The 14,554-nt window shown below is 34.8% G+C and carries 17 protein-coding genes; 13 read left to right on the forward strand and 4 right to left on the reverse strand.

What is annotated here, in order from left to right; genetic code table 11:
* Positions 1-65 precede the first annotated feature (65 nt).
* Positions 66-935 (reverse strand): hypothetical protein, encoded by an 870-nt coding sequence (locus ACSG5Z_RS02650; RefSeq protein WP_435710609.1) that lies wholly within the window; start codon positions 933-935, stop codon positions 66-68.
* A gap of 244 nt (positions 936-1,179) precedes the next feature.
* Between ACSG5Z_RS02650 and cbpA the strand changes: the two genes are divergently transcribed.
* The 4 genes from cbpA (at position 1,180) to ACSG5Z_RS02670 (ending at position 4,542) form a co-directional block, all read left to right on the forward strand.
* Positions 1,180-1,827: a cyclic di-AMP binding protein CbpA gene (gene cbpA, locus ACSG5Z_RS02655; RefSeq protein WP_001220512.1), complete on the forward strand. Its 648-nt coding sequence runs from the start codon at positions 1,180-1,182 to the stop codon at positions 1,825-1,827.
* Positions 1,828-2,263: 436 nt separating this feature from the next.
* A complete protein-coding gene (brnQ4, locus tag ACSG5Z_RS02660) occupies positions 2,264-3,601 on the forward strand; it encodes a branched-chain amino acid transport system II carrier protein BrnQ4 (RefSeq protein ID WP_395940407.1) in 1,338 nt (445 codons plus the stop codon).
* 66 nt (positions 3,602-3,667) lie between these two features.
* The gene (csaA, locus tag ACSG5Z_RS02665; RefSeq protein WP_262748170.1) at positions 3,668-3,997 is read left to right on the forward strand and encodes a chaperone CsaA; all 330 of its coding nucleotides are present in this window, start codon (positions 3,668-3,670) and stop codon (positions 3,995-3,997) included.
* 17 nt (positions 3,998-4,014) lie between these two features.
* Entirely contained in the window at positions 4,015-4,542 is a 528-nt protein-coding gene (locus tag ACSG5Z_RS02670) for a DUF1572 domain-containing protein (protein ID WP_137013400.1), read from the forward strand.
* Here ACSG5Z_RS02670 and ACSG5Z_RS02675 read toward each other — a convergent pair.
* Both ACSG5Z_RS02675 and ACSG5Z_RS02680 read right to left on the reverse strand, forming a co-directional pair.
* Complete coding sequence (locus ACSG5Z_RS02675) at positions 4,515-4,820, reverse strand: permease (protein WP_137013402.1); 306 nt, start codon at positions 4,818-4,820, stop codon at positions 4,515-4,517. The two genes, ACSG5Z_RS02670 and ACSG5Z_RS02675, sit on opposite strands and share 28 nt — an antisense overlap.
* A gap of 4 nt (positions 4,821-4,824) precedes the next feature.
* Complete coding sequence (locus ACSG5Z_RS02680) at positions 4,825-5,121, reverse strand: hypothetical protein (RefSeq protein ID WP_048543102.1); 297 nt, start codon at positions 5,119-5,121, stop codon at positions 4,825-4,827.
* 89 nt (positions 5,122-5,210) lie between these two features.
* Here ACSG5Z_RS02680 and spoIIP point away from each other — a divergent pair, with 89 nt between their 5' ends.
* The 5 genes from spoIIP (at position 5,211) to ACSG5Z_RS02705 (ending at position 9,973) form a co-directional block, all read left to right on the forward strand.
* Positions 5,211-6,365 carry a stage II sporulation protein SpoIIP gene (gene spoIIP, locus ACSG5Z_RS02685; protein WP_262748166.1) on the forward strand — a complete coding sequence of 385 codons (1,155 nt, stop codon included), beginning with the start codon at positions 5,211-5,213 and terminating at the stop codon, positions 6,363-6,365.
* A 226-nt stretch (positions 6,366-6,591) separates the two neighbouring features.
* Entirely contained in the window at positions 6,592-7,089 is a 498-nt protein-coding gene (locus ACSG5Z_RS02690) for a GNAT family N-acetyltransferase (protein ID WP_048543098.1), read from the forward strand.
* Positions 7,090-7,100: 11 nt separating this feature from the next.
* The gene (locus ACSG5Z_RS02695; protein WP_088063125.1) at positions 7,101-7,841 is read left to right on the forward strand and encodes a M15 family metallopeptidase; all 741 of its coding nucleotides are present in this window, start codon (positions 7,101-7,103) and stop codon (positions 7,839-7,841) included.
* 23 nt (positions 7,842-7,864) lie between these two features.
* Positions 7,865-8,311, forward strand: a complete 447-nt coding sequence (locus tag ACSG5Z_RS02700) for an NUDIX hydrolase (protein WP_048543093.1) — start codon at positions 7,865-7,867, stop codon at positions 8,309-8,311.
* A gap of 186 nt (positions 8,312-8,497) precedes the next feature.
* The gene (locus ACSG5Z_RS02705) at positions 8,498-9,973 is read left to right on the forward strand and encodes an amidase family protein (protein ID WP_435710610.1); all 1,476 of its coding nucleotides are present in this window, start codon (positions 8,498-8,500) and stop codon (positions 9,971-9,973) included.
* Between the two features lie 45 nt (positions 9,974-10,018).
* Here ACSG5Z_RS02705 and ACSG5Z_RS02710 read toward each other — a convergent pair whose 3' ends face one another.
* Positions 10,019-11,236: an MFS transporter gene (locus ACSG5Z_RS02710; protein ID WP_435710611.1), complete on the reverse strand. Its 1,218-nt coding sequence runs from the start codon at positions 11,234-11,236 to the stop codon at positions 10,019-10,021.
* Positions 11,237-11,511: 275 nt separating this feature from the next.
* On the opposite strand from ACSG5Z_RS02710, the gene ACSG5Z_RS02715 reads away from it, so the two are divergent.
* The 4 genes from ACSG5Z_RS02715 to ACSG5Z_RS02730 all read left to right on the forward strand — a co-directional run bounded on the left by ACSG5Z_RS02715 (position 11,512) and on the right by ACSG5Z_RS02730 (position 14,552).
* A complete protein-coding gene (locus ACSG5Z_RS02715) occupies positions 11,512-11,940 on the forward strand; it encodes an NfeD family protein (protein ID WP_087982739.1) in 429 nt (142 codons plus the stop codon).
* A gap of 2 nt (positions 11,941-11,942) precedes the next feature.
* Complete coding sequence (locus ACSG5Z_RS02720) at positions 11,943-12,914, forward strand: SPFH domain-containing protein (protein ID WP_088063126.1); 972 nt, start codon at positions 11,943-11,945, stop codon at positions 12,912-12,914.
* 264 nt (positions 12,915-13,178) lie between these two features.
* Positions 13,179-13,769 carry a histidine phosphatase family protein gene (locus ACSG5Z_RS02725; protein ID WP_033656322.1) on the forward strand — a complete coding sequence of 197 codons (591 nt, stop codon included), beginning with the start codon at positions 13,179-13,181 and terminating at the stop codon, positions 13,767-13,769.
* Positions 13,770-13,775: 6 nt separating this feature from the next.
* On the forward strand, positions 13,776-14,552 hold the full coding sequence (locus tag ACSG5Z_RS02730; RefSeq protein ID WP_435710612.1) for a Cof-type HAD-IIB family hydrolase: 777 nt from the start codon (positions 13,776-13,778) through the stop codon (positions 14,550-14,552).
* Positions 14,553-14,554: the final 2 nt, after the last annotated feature.

Consider the following 14,554-nt stretch of genomic DNA (forward strand, 5'->3'; position numbering starts at 1 on the left):
GTTATTTTGTCCGCTATACAAAAGGAATAACCCCCTACTTTCAGATTATAGAGGGTTATTTCAAATTAAGGTTTTGGAATACTTCTCGTTAAAGCGTATGATTGTTGTTTAACGTGATTTGTCGTCCATAGTGTTTGAAGGAAAGAGAGTATGCAATACGGGATATACAAAAGTAATAAGCTAATTGTAACAATAACAGGTGCATTTCCACCGAATTGAACGACAAATTGCAATAGTCCGCTTGCATGAAAAACGCATTCCATAATAACGAATGAAAGAATAATGGAACCTAGAATAGATTTATGATTCGAAGTAAGCGCTAAAAACAATGTATCTACAAGGAAAGAAGATTGTTTTATTTCATATTCATTGGTGTTACTTAAGAAAGGAACCCACTTTTTTATTGCTTGCATAACGATAATCATGGAAGTACTACAAACGATGATAAAAGATGAGTAGTAAGAAAGCTTTATCAATTTTGCGATGTATAGGAGTAGTAATAAGACCGAACATTGTAATAATACAGTACAAAAAGAGTACGGTATCCATTTTAATAAATAAGTGAACTTCTTAACCGATTGAGGTGCTTTAAAAAATAAATGGCCGATCCCTAAGCTGATAAAGAATCCAATCGCAAGAGTAAAGGTAAAACGAACAATCGATAAAAAATATATTTCCCATATGTAAGGGAATAACGGTGTTGAATGATTAGAAGTATGAACCATTTGATTTGCTGAGAAAAAGATAGATTCGTGCATCCAATCAATCTTTGGAATTGTCATAGAAGAAAGTTGTGCGAAGTTATGAAAAATGCTTATAAAGCCAGTTATGTATGAGTATTTATGTGTAATGAATAATGCAGGAATAGGACTAATGATAAATATAATGAGAACACCAACGATAAATTTACATATATGTGAGCGCAATAAAGACATGTAACCACCTACTATTAGAGTATTCAGAAAATTCTTATTCTTATTTTAGCTTTTTTCGGCGTAAGTTACAATATATTTTTCTTAAAGAAATTTAGTATTGTAGGGGATATAAGTGAATGAAACGTGAATAAATTATGACAAGAAAATGAATAATTTTCAGAAAAGTAAAATAAATTATTTATTTTTTTCTGAAAATATAATATAGTTATGGCACAGAAAGTATTTTAACATAAGGAGGCTGTTTATGAGGATTAAAGGGAATTATGTGCCGAAAAGGGAAGTTTTATTTTGCTCAAGTTCAATTACGATAGGGGAAGCACTGGAGCATTTAAATAAAACTGGGTATCGTTGTGTACCGGTTTTAGATGAAAAAAAAGAGAAATATTTAGGGAATGTATACAAAGTAGATATTTTAGAATATAAAGGTTCGCTGGAAGAGAGTGTAGTACAATTATTAAATGATAAAGAAGGTTATGTTAGAGAAGATTCTTCGTTCTTTAAAGTGTTTTTTACAATAAAAAAATTACCTTATTTATCAGTAGTTGATGAAAATGGAGTCTTTCTTGGAATTTTAACGCATAAAAAGGTTTTCGAGTTATTAGAAGATGCTTGGGGCGTTCATTCTAGTAAATATTCTGTCATGATTGGGACACAAGATTATAATGGGGCCATTCAAAAATTATCGACAGTATTAAAGAAATATACAGGTATCCAAAGTTTAATGACTTTTGATAATGACGCCTTATTAGTTCGGAGAATTATGTTTACATTAGGAGAAGAGTTTAACGACGGTGAATTAGAGACGTTACTGAAAGATTTAGAAGATCACGGATTTAGAGTTGTGTATGTGGAAGAGATGAAAAATCCACGCGAAGTTGAAACGATAGAGTAACATGCAAAAGCCATCTAATTATGTTGGATGGTTTTTGTTATGTTACTTGAATAAAGTTATTTAAAAATAATGATAGGATAAAAGTCGAGATTGTAACAATATTTGTGTAAAAGAATAAAAAATGTAGATAATTTTGATTTTCAAAAAGATCAATTTGAAAATATGTTTTTATTTTTCAACTAAATATGTTACTATATGTGTGATAAAAACAAAGAGGTCTGACAACTATACTCCACGCAATACCACTCTAATGAGTTAAATATTCAAAAAAATCAAAAATTAATAATTAGAGTAAAAATAAGGGGAATGGAGAAATTATGGAGAAAGACACTGCTTTGTAAGGGGCATATTTTATCAGCTTGAGCAGAGAGGAGGATGCATAGCATATTGTGAAAATAGAGATAAACAATGAAAAAGTGCTATGCAAATGAAAAGTATGAAGGGACGTTTAAGGCCAGGTGATACGGTAGCAATCGGTTTAATGTTATTTGCACTATTTTTAGGAGCAGGAAATTTAATTTTCCCACCAGTTTTAGGGCAACAAGCTGGAGAGAATGTTTGGATTGCTACAATTGGATTCCTTGTGACGGGAGTCGGATTACCCCTATTAGCTGTAACAGCTGTCGCGTTTGTAGAGGGGGACTTGAAAGCGCTATCTTCTAGAGTTCACCCAATATTCGCGTTTATTTTCCCATTGATTAGTTATTTAGCAATTGGACCATTTTTCGCGATTCCGCGTACTGGAGCCGTTTCATTTGAAATGGGTATGAAGCCATTTTTATCAGAGGCATTGGTTTCCGAATGGTACATGCTATTTCTTTTCACGATAGTTTTCTTCGGAATAACTTGGTATTTATCATTAAATCCATCTAAATTAGTGGATTGGTTCGGAAAATTTCTTACACCATTGTTAGTATTGATTGTTGCTGTTATTGTTGGAAAGGCAATTATTGATCCAATTGGAGAACCAGCTGCGCCACTAGCAGCATACAAAGAAAATGCTTTCTTTGGTGGATTTATACAAGGATATTTAACGATGGATGCAATTAGTGCGCTTGTATTTGGAATTGTCGTTGTACAAGTTATCCGTTCTAAAGGAATAAAAGAAAGTAGTCAAGTTGCAAAAATAACAGTAGTATCAGGTATTATTGCAGTACTTGGTTTAACGTTAATTTATTTATCACTTGCTTATCTTGGTTCAACAAGTACATCACTTGGTGTATCAGAGAATGGTGGACTTATTTTAACGAATGTTGTAAATGAGTTATATGGAACAAGTGGTAAAATTTTATTAGGGCTCGTTATTATACTTGCTTGTTTAACAACTTCTGTTGGATTAACATCAGCTTGTGCTGGCTTCTTTACAAACTTATTCCCTAAACTTTCGCATAAAGCGATTGTAACGATGGTATGTGTGTTTAGTTTAATTGTATCTAACCTAGGTTTAACACAATTAATCACAGTTACTTTACCAGTGTTAATGATCATTTATCCAGTTGCAATCGTATTAATCGTACTTTCTTACTTCCATAAATGGATTGGGAAGCGTAATACCATTTATATTGGAGCCATTTTAGGCGCATTGTTAATTAGTTTCTTTAACGGTTTAGAAAGTGCGAACATTAAAATTGACGCGATTTCTAACGTACTACAAATGTTACCATTATATAATGAAGGAATAGGATGGTTAATCCCATCATGTATTGGCGGGATTCTTGGTTTCTTCTTCTATAAATCAAATGAATCAAGTGAACTACAAAAGAAAGGTGCTTAGGCGCCTTTCTTTTTTTAAAGGGGATTTTATTGTTTTGTCTAAGTAATAAATGGGAGGAATGATAAAATGGCTAATTTTGAAGATTTTTTAGCTTTGGAATTACGAATTGGAACTGTAACACATGCAGAGGAATTTAAAGAAGCAAGAGTTCCAGCGATTAAACTAGAAATTGATTTTGGAGAGCCTGGAATTAAGCAGTCAAGTGCTCAAATTACGAAGAGATATACCCCAGAAGATTTAATCGGTCAGCAAATCGTTGCTGTTGTAAATTTTCCGCCAAAATGTGTAGCTGGATTTAAATCAGAAGTGCTTGTTTTAGGGGGAGTACCTGAAGCCGGTGATGTCGTATTACTTCAGCCCAATATGGAATTACCAAATGGAACGAAAATTAGTTAGTGTAAAGGCGGGGGAACATGGATATTGGACGAGAATATTTACAATGTGCCATTTCGAATTTTGAAGCAACAAAGAAACAAGGGGAACGGGTGCTTTCTCAATTATCATATGAACAGATTGAATGGTCTTCTCATGAAGCAACAAATAGTATAGCAGTTATTATAAAGCATCTGCAAGGTAATATGCGTTCTAGATGGACGGATTTTTTAACAGCTGATGGTGAAAAAATAGATCGTAACCGAGACGCCGAATTTGAAGATGGTTATCATTCTAAGGAAGAGGTTCTCGCAGCATGGAATGAAGGATGGGAATATGTTTTGAAAACGATGCATGTGCTAACGCCAGAAGATTTATTACAGACGGTATATATTCGCGGTGAAGCACATACTGTCATGCAAGCAATTGAAAGACAAATTTCTCATTATGCTTTGCATATTGGACAGATTATTTACATTGGGAAGATGTTAAAAGAAAATGAGTGGGAATGTCTAAGTATTCCTAGAGGACAGTCTGCACGTTATGTAGAGAAAAAACGTTCAATATAATAATAGGAAAGAAACCGATATAAAATGGGAAATAAGAAAATCACCCAAATAATAGATGGTTCTGTAATCATAAGCATGCTGCCAAAAATAAGTCCGTATATAATAAGAAAGAAATTAAAAAGCGTATTTACAGGGATAAATCGTGAGATGAACACTTGCTGTCGTTTAAAGCAATCACTGTGAAATAAATAAAAGCGGAAGTACGATGTGGCAATAATAAGATCTTTCTTTCGCACAATTCTTTTTTTGCATGTATGACAGATGAATGGTGGTTGCATTTTATTACGCTCCATTTTTTATTTTCGTAATAACGTAAGACAAGATTAAGTGCAAGGTGTATATCCCTATATATGCTCCTGATATAAGAAAAAATGGATTTAGTAAAATTCCATGAATGCTTGTCATGAAAACTAAATCTTGTATTAAAACATCATATATATTAATAGAAATAATTGTACCGAGTACATAAAGTGCTAAGTACGCTGAAATATGTAAAGCAACACGGATTGTAGGATGCTTAGCAAGCCAATAAAAAATAAATGATAGTACAATGGGTAATGTTCCTATTAGTAGCTTCAATTCATTTCACCTCATTAACAATATAGCCGGAATTTAGACGGTCTATTCTCTAGAGCTTGTACATAACTTGAAATAGAGAGGGTGATAGTATGAATCGAGGCTTTTTTTATGTGAAGTTCACAAGTGTACGTAAGTTAGTTTTATTTATTATTACTACAGTACTAGCGACTTTTTTTCTTATTAGTATGATGGTAACCTCTATGAAAGAGACAAAGTCAACGTATTTATATAATTGGTTAAATGAGTTATCGATGAATGGTTACATGTACGTTCTTGGGAAAGAGAATCATTATTTTACACAGGAGTATCGAAATTTAAATCAAGAATTTTCAATTTCTTCGTTTCTCTTTTCTATGGCTACGAATATTCGTTTTAATGATGTACGCAGTTTTGTCGGAAAAGAGCTACCTGGTTTTGGAAAGTACGATACAGAAATTGTTATTGCGGGTGAAGGGACAAATTACTCTAACTTACCGATAGAGTCGAGCGTTCCGCTTGAAGAAGTGGTAAAAGAACGAACTGGTGAAGGTGGGCAGGCTCAAAAGCCGAATACGAACAAAGAGAAAAAGCAACCGGCTCAAACAACAGGAAAAAGACAAGTTGCGCTTATTTATCATTCGCATAGTTGGGAATCTTATTTGCCGTTACTAAATTTAGCAAACGATCCAAATCCGAATAAAGCAACAAGTTCCGTCACTAATATTTCAATAGTGGGCGATCGATTTCGTGAACAATTAGAAAGTGAAGGGATAGGAGCTACTAACGACAAGACTGATGTCGGCCAAAAGTTGATTAGTAAAGGGTTAAATAGTAATAGTTCTTACAAAGTGTCACGGGAAATTGTACAAGAAGCAATGACAGGTAATAAAGAACTGCAGTACTTCTTTGACTTGCATCGTGATAGTGCTCGGAAAAATGTCACGACAAAAGCAATTGGAGATAAATCATATGCAAAGCTTGCTTTCGTAATAGGGAAAGGCAATAAAAATTATGAAAAGAACTTACAATTAGCAACAGCTCTTCATGAGGAAATTAATAAGAAATATCCAGGAGTCAGTCGTGGTGTCATTCAAAAAGGATTCCAAACAGGAAATGGTGTCTACAATCAAGACTTATCAGGACAAGCGATATTAATTGAAGTTGGTGGCGTAGATAATACGGAGGAAGAACTAAATCGATCAATTGATGTACTTGCAAAAGCGTTTGGTGAATATTTCTGGCAGGCGGAAAAGGTGAATGGATAAAATGAAACATAAATTAGTGGGAGAGTCTGAAAAAACGTGAGTGTAAAGCTTGCGTTTTTTCTTTGTAATGATGAGGTGTCACAGAATAGACATAATTTGCCGTTGTTATGATAATATCGAAATTTGTCAAATTATACTGGGAGATTTACAAAGGGATTTTCGGAAAAGTAGAGAAAATCTTTTTACAAGGAAAACTTTTTATTATAAAACTGGTAGGGTGATAAAAGTGATTAGGGAGATCAAAATAGAAGATGCAGCACCATTTTTGCAATTAAGTAAGCAACTAGATGAAGAAACGAAATTTATGCTATATGAACCAGGAGAAAGAAAATTTACAGCCGAGCAACAAGAACAAATGATTCATCGCTTTATAGAAAATGAATATGCAACAATATTCGTAGCAGTTGAAGAAGAAAGTATAGTAGGGTTTATTTTAGTGAATGGAAATAATATTCAAAGAAAGAGACATGTAGCAAGTATTGTAATTGGTATTTTGCAAGAGTATAGCGGGCGAGGTATTGGGACGAGATTGTTTAAAGAGGCTGAGAAGTGGGCAAGATTACATGATGTATGGCGTTTAGAATTAACGGTAATGGCCCACAATACAAGAGCTCAGGCACTATATAAAAAAGTTGGATTTGAGAAAGAAGGTGTCAAAAGAGCAGCTCTTATTATCGGTGGAGAGAACATCGATGAGTATGAAATGGCCAAATTATTAAAATAAGAGGTCGTTATATGAAAAAAAGATGGATACTACTTGGTATCGTAGCGATGATACTCATTGTTGGAGTAGCAGGAATCAATTATAAAATGTATAAGGATAAGCAGGCGCGCGAGGTAAATGTGAATAACATATTTCCGAAAGCGAAAGAAACGATTGCCAATATGGATGGTGATATTGCGGTAATTAGTAATCCGAATTCGATGCTTGTGCTTGTGAATAAAAGTAGACGTTTACCAGATGGATACAGACCGCCAGATTTAGTTATTCCGAAAGTGCGCTACTCAAGTGAAGGTGATCAAGAAAAGAAAAAAATGAGGAAAGAAGCAGCAGGGGCGCTAGAGGAAATGTTTCAGCAAGCTGATAAGGAGCATATTTTCTTATTTGCAGTATCGGGATTTAGATCTTTCGATCGACAAAAAGCATTAAATACGATGTATAAAAAGCAAGATGGAGAAGTAAAAACAGCGATGTCGAGTGCGGTTCCTGGTACGAGTGAACATCAAACAGGGCTTGCTATGGATATTACATCTCAAGCTGCTAAGTTTCAGCTAGAGACAATTTTTGGTGAAACGAAAGAAGGGCAGTGGCTGTCTGAAAATGCCCATAAATTTGGGTTTGTAATTCGATATACAAAAGAGAAAGAATCGCTTACGGGCTATCGATATGAACCATGGCACGTAAGGTATGTGGGTAACCCACAAGCTACATATTTATATGAAAATCAGCTGACGCTTGAAGAAGTAACGCAGTGAGTAATTGAGGGGAGAGAAGGATTATGACGGTGTTATATAAGAAAAAAGTACACGCATATGTGACAAGAGAAAAAGAAGGAGTTATGCAACTGCTTGTTTTTAAACATCGTGATATACCTGAAGCTGGTATACAAGTACCAGGGGGAACAGTTGACGAAGGGGAAACGTTAGAAGCAGCAATTTTACGTGAAGTACAGGAAGAGTCTGGATTACGTCATTTATGCATAGAAAGATTCCTAGCCGATTACATCATACTTGTGAAAGAGAAAAAGGAATATCAAAAGCGGCATTTTTTCCACGTAACTTTACTAACAGATGTAAAAGATGATTGGGAACATATTGTAAGTGCTGGTGAGGAAGATCAAGGATTAGTATTTTGCTACGAATGGATGGATATTGCAAAATGCCCTGCATTAGCTGGGAAACAAGGTGAGTTTTTACATTTGTTAGATGAGGTATATGTAAAGTAATAAAAGAGTCTGGAGCGGAAATTTAATCGTTTCAGACTTTTTTTATTTTTCAGGAAATAAAAGGTTTTTACATTGGTAAGTTGAATTCTTTGAAAGGGATTGTAGTTGTATATGCGAGGAGCGGAGAAAATGAAAAAGTAATAGATACACGTTATCAATAAAAGCTTTTAAAGAAGGAGAATGAAGATGGAGATTCAGTTCAATGCTGGATTACAAAAAGAATTAACAATTCATGATATACAAGTAGCGATGGAAGCTGGGCAATTAACTTCAAAAGAATTAGTTATGCATTATCTTCATAGAATCGCGAAATATGATCAAGAAGGACCAAAAATCAATTCTATTTTAGAAATCAATCCAGACGCTATTTTTATTGCAGAAGCGTTAGATTATGAAAGAAAGACAAAAGGTGGACGGGGACCATTACATGGTATACCTGTTTTACTTAAGGACAATATTGAAACGAATGACTCTATGCATACAAGTGCAGGTACGATTGCCTTGGAACAAAATATAAGTAGTGAAGATGCATTTCTCGTTACGAAACTTCGAGAAGCAGGAGCAGTAATAATAGGAAAAACAAATATGACAGAATTAGCAAATGCAATGTCTTTTGACATGTGGGCTGGATATAGTGCAAGAGGTGGACAAACAATCAATCCATATGGGACGGGCGAGGATGATATGTTTGTTGGTGGCTCTAGTACGGGGTCTGCGATTGCAGTTGCTGCTAACTTTACAGTAGTATCTGTTGGAACGGAAACGGATGCTTCTATTTTAAGCCCGGCTGTTCAAAATTCTGTAGTCGGTATTAAACCGACTGTTGGTCTAATTAGTCGTAGAGGCATTATTCCGTTCACGTATTCGCAAGATACAGCTGGTCCATTTGCTAGAACGGTTACAGACGCTGCTATTTTGCTAGGGAGTTTAACTGGGGTAGACGAGAAGGATGTAGCTACTCATAAAAGTGAAGGTATAGCAGAACATGATTATACAAAATATCTTGATGTTAACGGTTTACATGGAGCAAAGATTGGTGTATATAGCAATGCACCAAAAGATTATTATGAAACTGGTGAATATGATGAAAAATTGTTTAAGGAAACGATTGAAGTATTGCGTAGTGAGGGAGCAACAGTAGTAGAAAATATTGATATTCCGTCTTTTCATAGAGAATGGAGCTGGGGAGTATCGCTCTATGAATTAAAGCATAGTTTAGATAACTATCTTTCTAAATTACCTTCTACTATGCCAGTACATTCTATTTCAAAGTTAATGGCGTTTAATGAAAACATAGCTGAAAGAGCTTTAAAATATGGACAAAATAAGTTAGAAAGAAGAAAAGATTTTCCTAATACGTTAAGAAATCCAGAATATTTAAATGCAAGATTAGCAGATATATATTTTTCACAAGAACAAGGTATTGATTTTGCACTGAAAAAATATAATCTCGATGCGATTCTATTCCCTTCCTATATCGGCTCGACTATATGTGCGAAAGCAGGTTATCCGTCTATAGCGATACCTGCGGGATATATGGATAACGGAAGACCGTTTGGAATTACTCTTGCAAGCACTGCTTTTTATGAGGGGACCTTGATTAAACTAGCATACGCTTTTGAACAAGCGACAAAGCATCGGAAAATCCCTAACTTATCATGAATAAAATAAATAGGACAGGAATTCCTGTCCTATTTATTTTGTTCATTAAAGTGAAATGTTTTTTTGCTTTGTCTTATCATATTTTAATAAGTTAAATGATAAACAAGCAGAGCACAATATAAGGATTGAAGCGAGAATATAAATAGTACGAACACCGAACAGATCGGTAATAATGCCAACACTAAGCATAGAAAGACCAGAAGCTGTTGAAAGAAGTGCGCCGTGTGCTGTATAAATTTTGGATAATAAAGAAGGAGCGACGCTGGATTGTAAAACCGTCGTTTGAGAAATATCTCTAATTTGATAACATGGCCCCATTAGAACGCATAGAAAAAGCGCAATAAACCCGCTACTTGTCATACCATATAAAAATGTAAGAATACTAAACATAAGAGAGCCTATCGCCATGGAGCGTATTAAATTGTTTTGAATGTATGTACTCATTTTCCACGCTAATATCCCGCCAATTAACGTCCCCACATAATAACTTGTGTTAATATATCCCCACCATTCTTCTCCTTTATGAAGGACAGTTGTTACATAAGCCATCGTAATAGCGCCGATCCATATCGTCCCTGCGAAAGTCTCAATTAAGTCCATACATGTAACGGTACGGAGAGAGGGGTTCTGAAATAAGAGTTTCCAACCTTCCAGTAAAGCAGCGCCTTTTGAAGAAGAAGGTTCAATTACTCGTTCAGTATGTATGGAACGTAATGAAACGTGTAGTGCAACACACCCAAAAATCATCAAAATGTTATTCATCATGAGTGTAGAAGTAGCACCGATAAGAAGAACTATAACACTTGTAAATGAATAAGCAGCGGCTTGCGCAATTTGTGTGGAAAAGGAAAAAATACTATTTACTTTTACTAATTGTTCTTTTCGTGTAAGGCGAGGAAGGATACCGTATAATAACGGTGCGCTCCAGCCGCTACATAAAGAAATGAAAAAAATGAAAATGAATAGTGTTACAACGTTTGAGGAAAGGGCTGGGAATAATATCATTAATAAAAATAATAGAACAGTTTTTGTCCATTGTAGTGTGAAAAGTAAGGAATAAGATGAAAAACGATTCATGATAAGTGGTGCAGATGTATTTGCTATAAGATTAGTTATGACTTGTACTAATGGAAAAAGCGCGGTTAATGTAGCTGATTTCGTTGTGATATACATATGAGTTGTAATAATCATGATGTATACGATGTCAGCGAGAGTAATGCATATTTTAGAGCCTAAATAGTAAATTAGTGAACGATTTTGCAATAAGTACACAACCTTCCTGAGGAAAAACATTCCAATAGTTAGAATAATTATAATTTGAAAGTTGGAATTGTGAAAGAATTTAATTTTTTGTCATTTTTTGAAAGGAAATGTCATGTATAATGAAGAATATATTAATATAGTATTTTATTGATGCTTTTTATAACAGTGAATATGTACAATAGCTTGTAGTAAATGCCCCGGTATAAGAAAGGGCGGATAAACCATTCTTTTCTTCATATACATATAGAAAATGAGAAAGAAAGCGAGGGTTGCATATGGCTGCTTGGGTAATTTGGTTTATAATAGCTGGTATTTTATTTATTGCGGAACTGTTGTCGATTACGTTTTATATGCTTTGGCTTGGAATTGGAGCTGTTGTCGGAGGTCTAATTGCTTTGTTTGCCCCTGAAGCACTACTGTTACAAGTTGTTGCTGGTGCGATTGTAAGTTTAACATTGACTTTCTTTACGAAAAGAATTTCAAAAAACTTTCGAGAAGCAAAAGGTTTTACTGATACAGTAGATTTGCTTGTCGGTAAAAAAGGCATTGTTATGCAAGCGATTACAAATGAAGCGAATGGTATTGTGAAGGTGGATGGAGATACTTGGACAGCTATTGCAGATGATCCAATTGATGTTGGAGAAAAAGTTATTGTTATAAAGAGGAATAGTACTATATTACAAGTTAAAAAGGAGAGTGAATAAATATGGCAGTAGCATTAACATTAACGATTATTTTAGCACTAATTGTTGTTACATTTATCGCGTTAACAATTAAAATTATTCCACAGCAAAAAGTTGGAGTTGTTGAAAGATTTGGTAAGTTTCAACGTGTTATGCAGCCAGGATTAAATTTATTAATCCCGATTGTAGATCGAGTTCGTGTATATCATGACTTACGTATTCAACAAACGAATGTACCACCCCAAAAGGTAATTACGAAAGATAATGTACAAGTAGAGATTGATACAATTATTTTCTATCAAATTGTGGAACCGGAACTTGCGACATATGGTATTTCAAACTATGAATATGGTGTTCGTAACATTACTTCTGCAACGATGCGTCAAATCATTGGTAATATGGAACTGGATGAAACGTTATCAGGTCGTGAAAAAATTTCAACAGAAATTCGCTTAGCACTTGATGAAGCAACAGAAAAATGGGGCGTTCGTATTGAACGTGTTGAAGTTGTTGATATTAATCCGCCGAAAGATGTGCAAGCATCAATGGAAAAACAAATGAAAGCAGAGCGTAATAAACGTGCAATCATATTAGAAGCGGAAGCCGCAAAACAAGATAAAGTCCTTCGTGCTGAAGGGGAAAAGCAAAGTAAAATCTTAATGGCTGAAGGGGATAAAGAAGCACGTATTCGAGAAGCTGAAGGTATAAAGGAAGCAAAAGAACTAGAAGCGCAAGGGGAAGCAAGAGCGATTGAGGAAATTGCAAAAGCAGAACAAAATCGAATTGAATTACTTCGTGCAGCAGATTTAGATGAACGCGTACTTGCTTATAAATCATTTGAATCATTGATTGAGGTTGCAAAAGGGCCAGCAAATAAAGTCTTTATTCCGTCTAATGCAATTGAGACGCTTGGTACTCTCGGGGCCATTGGAGAAATCTTTAAAGAAAAACAAGCGAAGAAATTGCCTTCTTCAGATACACAAAAAGAACAATAAGAGTGAAAAAGAGAAATGGGATGCCATTTCTCTTTTTATTTTTGAGTAGGATAAAAAATATTAGTCCTTTGCCATTATGGATAGGGCTTTTTTGTTTGTCACTTTTCAAAGAATTATAAGTTTAGAGTGTTTGGAAATGTTAAGTGGAATAACACGTTTACTAGACGGTTAAAAAACTGTCAAAGTAATATATTTTTGTTAAATAAAATTTAAAATATGATATAATGGAATTTTGTGGATATTAAACAAGGGAGTGGGAAACAAGTGCAAATATTATTAATACGCCACGGAGAATCAGAAGCTGATATCTTAAACGTACATGAAGGGCGAGCTGACTTTGAATTAACAGAAAAAGGAAGACAGCAAGTGCAAAGGCTTGTACAGAAAGTGAAAGCAGATTTTCCACCAGATTTCATTTGGGCAAGTACATTAAAGCGTGCTCGTGAAACTGGTGAAACGTTAGCTGAAGGAATTGGATGCCCAATTCAACTAGAAGAGGAATTAATGGAGTTTAATAACGGAGTGCAAGCAGGCTTATCTTTTGAAGAAGCAAAGAAATATCCAGAGCCAAAGTTTCTTCATGACCGTTTTGAAAATGGGGAATCATTTATTGAATTTAGAATGAGAATAGAAGGAATCTTTTCTAAAATCGTGACAGAGAATACGTATGAACGGATAGCAATCGTTGCACACGGTGGTGTAATAAATAGTCTATTACGTGCGTTTTTCAAAATGCCCATTTCAATGGACTATTATTTTAAAATGGGAGATACGGGAATAAGCTTAATTGAAATTGATGGCGAACAAAAAACGGTACATTTCATTAATGATACGAATCATTTGGACGGGATGTAAAGACCCGTGTACAAAGTAGTGTTTTTTGATGTTGACGGTACGCTTTTAAGTGAGATTGATAGAAGTATGCACGAAAGTACAAAAGAAGCGATACAAAGATTAATAGATAAAGGAATTCACGTAGTTGTTACAACAGTGAGACCATATAGCTTATGTTCGCAATTTAAAGAGCTGGGCATACATACAATTATTTCTGCAAATGGTGCACATATTAAGTGTGGGGAAACAGTTCTACATAAATCGGTACTTTCAAGTGAAATCGTTCATGATATCTCAGAGTTTGCAGAATTACATGGTCACGGCGTTTCTTATTTTACTGAGGGTTTTACAATGAACGGAATAGCCTCAGATAATGAGCGTGTAATGCAAGCGCTTAGCGAGACGTTAAATTTAGGGGAGTACCCTGAAAAAAGCAAGGATTTGTCTGAAGAGATCTATTGTTTATGTTTGTATGCGGATGAAATAGAATCTCAAAAATTTATTGAAAAATACCCAATGCTTACATTCGACCGTTTTCATGGTTATGTCATAAATGTATTGGAAGATAATAAAGTATCGAAGCTCACCGCAATTCAAAAAGTATTGGATCACTTAAACATTTGTAAATCAGAAGCAATTGCTTTTGGTGACGGTGGAAACGATATTGAGATGTTGCAATATGTAGGATTAGGAATTGCGATGGGGAATGGCGGAGAAGTACTAAAAACAAAAGCTGATTTCGTTACAAAGAAGGCGAGTGAAGGTGGTATTTTATTTGCTTTAGAGAATTTTCATGTCGTCTAACA

Source organism: Bacillus pretiosus, assembly GCF_051294775.1.
Classification (GTDB): domain Bacteria; phylum Bacillota; class Bacilli; order Bacillales; family Bacillaceae_G; genus Bacillus_A; species Bacillus_A wiedmannii.

What these genes read in the sequence shown, in the direction of transcription:
- ACSG5Z_RS02650 (WP_435710609.1), bottom strand. Translation starts at nt 935, where the DNA reads ATGTCTTTATTGCGCTCACATATATGTAAATTTATCGTTGGTGTTCTC.
- cbpA (WP_001220512.1), top strand. Translation starts at nt 1,180, where the DNA reads ATGAGGATTAAAGGGAATTATGTGCCGAAAAGGGAAGTTTTATTTTGC.
- brnQ4 (WP_395940407.1), top strand. Translation starts at nt 2,264, where the DNA reads ATGAAGGGACGTTTAAGGCCAGGTGATACGGTAGCAATCGGTTTAATG.
- csaA (WP_262748170.1), top strand. Translation starts at nt 3,668, where the DNA reads ATGGCTAATTTTGAAGATTTTTTAGCTTTGGAATTACGAATTGGAACT.
- ACSG5Z_RS02670 (WP_137013400.1), top strand. Translation starts at nt 4,015, where the DNA reads ATGGATATTGGACGAGAATATTTACAATGTGCCATTTCGAATTTTGAA.
- ACSG5Z_RS02675 (WP_137013402.1), bottom strand. Translation starts at nt 4,820, where the DNA reads ATGCAACCACCATTCATCTGTCATACATGCAAAAAAAGAATTGTGCGA.
- spoIIP (WP_262748166.1), top strand. Translation starts at nt 5,211, where the DNA reads ATGAATCGAGGCTTTTTTTATGTGAAGTTCACAAGTGTACGTAAGTTA.
- ACSG5Z_RS02695 (WP_088063125.1), top strand. Translation starts at nt 7,101, where the DNA reads ATGAAAAAAAGATGGATACTACTTGGTATCGTAGCGATGATACTCATT.
- ACSG5Z_RS02700 (WP_048543093.1), top strand. Translation starts at nt 7,865, where the DNA reads ATGACGGTGTTATATAAGAAAAAAGTACACGCATATGTGACAAGAGAA.
- ACSG5Z_RS02705 (WP_435710610.1), top strand. Translation starts at nt 8,498, where the DNA reads ATGGAGATTCAGTTCAATGCTGGATTACAAAAAGAATTAACAATTCAT.
- ACSG5Z_RS02715 (WP_087982739.1), top strand. Translation starts at nt 11,512, where the DNA reads ATGGCTGCTTGGGTAATTTGGTTTATAATAGCTGGTATTTTATTTATT.
- ACSG5Z_RS02720 (WP_088063126.1), top strand. Translation starts at nt 11,943, where the DNA reads ATGGCAGTAGCATTAACATTAACGATTATTTTAGCACTAATTGTTGTT.